Origin of the sequence: Streptomyces sp. NTH33, assembly GCF_003236365.1 — a bacterium.
Taxonomy (GTDB): domain Bacteria; phylum Actinomycetota; class Actinomycetes; order Streptomycetales; family Streptomycetaceae; genus Streptomyces.
This window is the reverse complement of the sequence record NZ_POTZ01000660.1, coordinates 1-2,901: the sequence shown is the minus strand read 5'-3', so window position 1 is coordinate 2,901 and position 2,901 is coordinate 1. Positions and strand designations below refer to the sequence as shown.

Sequence of the window (2,901 nt, the reverse complement as noted above, 5' to 3'; positions counted from 1 at the left end):
GAAGGGGGGAACGCGGCCGGGCGCGTGGGTCAGGGCTGCGCCGGGAAGGGGCTGCCCGTGACGACCGCGGCGATCGTCGTCCCGCGCGCGAAGGCGCCCTCGTCGGCCAGAGCGACCAGGGCGTACAGCAGCTTGGCGACGTAGAGGCGCTCGACGGGGACACCGTGCCGGCTGGTGAAGTCCTCGGCGAAGGCGTCGAGTTCGGGTGTGACGCGGGCGTAGCCGCCGAAGTGGAAGCGCTCGTCGAGCGACCAGGTGCCGCGGCGGGCGCCGAAGGCCCGCTCCTGCAGGGCCTGCACGTCCGCGGTCAGGAAGCCGCCCTTGAGCACCGGTACGCCCAGGACGCGCCGGCCGGGCGGGAGACCCGCGGCCAGACCGGCCAGGGTGCCTCCGGTGCCGCAGGCCAGGGCGACGACGTCGGCATGGCCGCCGAGCTCCCGGCCGAGGGCCCGGCAGCCGCGCACGGCGGGGGTGTTGCTGCCGCCCTCGGGGACGACGTACGGCTCCTCGGCCCCGATGTCGCGCAGTACGGCGGCGAGCGTTTCCGGCTCGGACTTGCGGCGGTACGTCGTCCGGTCGACGAAGTGCAGCCGCATCCCGTCGGCCGCGCACCGGGCCAGGGAGGGGTTGAGGGGGTGGTCGGCGAGCTCCTGCCCGCGGACCACGCCGACCGTGCGCAGGCCGAGCAGGCGGCCCGCGGCGGCGGTCGCGCGCAGGTGGTTGGACCAGGCGCCACCGAAGGTCACGACCGTCCGTCCGGCCGCGGCCTTCAGGTTCGGGGCGAGTTTGCGCCACTTGTTGCCGGTCAGCTCCGGGTGGATCAGATCGTCGCGCTTGAGGAGCAGCCGCAGACCGCGCCGGGCGAAGCGGTCGTCGGCGACCTCCTGCAGGGGCGAGGGGAGCCTCGGGGAGAGCACGGCGGGATCGGGGGCGGCGGAGCTGGTCACCCGGCCATTGTCCGGGGCGGAGGATCCGCCCGCCGCCGGGAGGGGCCCGCCAGGAGGAGGCCACGTTCTGCCCTGGACGACGGTGATCCATTCCCGCTCTTTCGGGTAATGGCACGGCCACGTTACGTGATGGAAGGCTGGTGCCCGCAAATCGATGCGCGGCGCCGAGCGTGCCGGGCATGAGCGGGAGGACGATTCTCTATGTCGGTAGGCGAAGAGGTCCGCACGGAGCAGGGCCGGCCGCAGCAGAGCCTCGGCACCGCGGCCGCGCGGAACCTGGCCACCACCACCAAGTCCGTTCCCCAGATGCAGGAGATCAGCTCGCGCTGGCTGCTGCGCATGCTGCCCTGGGTCGACGTGCAGGGCGGCACGTACCGGGTGAACCGGCGGCTCACCTACGCCGTCGGAGACGGCCGCATCACCTTCGTGAAGACCGGCGACCGCGTCGAGGTCATCCCCGCGGAACTCGGCGAGCTGCCGGCCCTGCGCGGGTACGAGGACGAGGACGTGCTCTCGGAGCTCGCCCAGCGCTGCCGGCAGCGGGAGGTCGGGGCCGGCCAGGTGATCGCCTCGTTCGGCAACCAGGCCGAGGAGGTGTACCTGCTGGCGCACGGCAGGGTCCAGAAGATCGGCACCGGACCCTACGGCGGCGACCAGGTCCTCGGTGTCCTCGCCAACGGCGCGTACTTCGGCGACCAGGCGCTCCTCGACCCGGACGCCATCTGGGAGTACACGGCCCGCGCGGACACCACGTGCACCGTCCTCGTCCTGTCCCGCCACGACTTCGAACAGGTCGCGGACCGCGCCGAGTCGCTGCGCGCCCACCTCCAGGGACGCCGCTCGATTCCCGAGCAGCGCGCCAACAAGTACGGGGAGAAGGCGGTCGACCTCGCCGCCGGGCACGACGGGGAGCCGGACATTCCCCACACCTTCGTCGACTACGAGGCCCGCCCCCGCGAGTACGAGCTGAGCATCGCCCAGACCGTCCTGCGCATCCACTCGCGCGTGGCCGACCTCTACAACCAGCCGATGAACCAGACGGAGCAGCAACTGAGGCTGACCGCCGAGGCGTTGAAGGAACGCCAGGAGCACGAGCTGATCAACAACCGCGACTTCGGCCTGCTCCACAACTGCGAGTACGACCAGCGGATCCAGCCGCACGACGGCGTGCCGAGCCCCGACGACATGGACGAGCTGCTCAGCCGGCGCCGCGGCACCAAACTCTTCCTCGCCCATCCGCGCGCGATCGCCGCGTTCGGCCGCGAGCTGAACAAGCGGGGACTGGTCCCGGAGACCATCGACATGGGCGGCAACCGCATCCCCACCTGGCGCGGGGTGCCGATCTTCCCGTGCAACAAGATCCCGGTCACCGACGCCAGGACCAGCTCGATCATCGCGATGCGCACCGGCGAGGACGACCAGGGCGTCATCGGGCTGCGTGCCAAGGGCATCCCCGACGAGATCGAGCCGAGCCTGTCCGTGCGGTTCATGGGCATCAACGAGCAGGCGGTCATCAAGTACCTGGTGACGGCCTACTACTCGGCGGCGGTGCTGGTGCCGGACGCGCTGGGCGTCCTGGAGAACATCGAGGTCGGCCGTTGGCGCTGACGACTCGTGCCGCCTCCCGGTGTCCCGGCCCGCAGGGCCGGGTACACCCCGGGGGGACACGCCAAGCTCCGGCTGCGGAAGCCCCACCGTCCGCGGTCTCTTCCGAGGGGGATCGGATGTGGATCGGATGGCAGAGTTCATGACGGAGACGACACACCGGACGACAGAGCGGACGGTACGGCGTCCGGCGGCCGTGCCCCGGCCCGCGGAAACGGAACGGCAAGGGGGGCAGGGAGGGCCGGGAGGCTCCGCCGCCGATCCGCCGCCCCCGCGACGCGCCGCCGCCGGCCGCACGGGCGGCCCGGAGGACGAGCCCGACGGACATGACGCGGCGCTGATCCTCGAG

Annotated in this window: 2 protein-coding genes and 1 pseudogene; 2 read left to right on the top strand and 1 reads right to left on the bottom strand. The window is 72.4% G+C overall.

Going from position 1 to position 2,901, the window contains the following annotated elements; genetic code table 11:
• Positions 1 to 29: 29 nt before the first annotated feature.
• Positions 30 to 947 (bottom strand): 1-aminocyclopropane-1-carboxylate deaminase/D-cysteine desulfhydrase, encoded by a 918-nt coding sequence (locus C1I97_RS34555; RefSeq protein WP_111006927.1) that lies wholly within the window; start codon positions 945 to 947, stop codon positions 30 to 32.
• A 201-nt stretch (positions 948 to 1,148) separates the two neighbouring features.
• Between C1I97_RS34555 and C1I97_RS34550 the strand changes: the two genes are divergently transcribed.
• Together C1I97_RS34550 and C1I97_RS40835 are read left to right on the top strand one after the other, a co-directional pair.
• Entirely contained in the window at positions 1,149 to 2,555 is a 1,407-nt protein-coding gene (locus C1I97_RS34550; RefSeq protein WP_111006926.1) for a family 2B encapsulin nanocompartment shell protein, read from the top strand.
• Positions 2,556 to 2,694: 139 nt separating this feature from the next.
• Positions 2,695 to 2,901 (top strand): annotated as a pseudogene (locus C1I97_RS40835) (hypothetical protein); the annotation flags it as partial.

Coding starts and splice junctions, on each gene's coding strand:
- C1I97_RS34550 (WP_111006926.1), top strand. CDS start 1,149: ATGTCGGTAGGCGAAGAGGTCCGCACGGAGCAGGGCCGGCCGCAGCAG.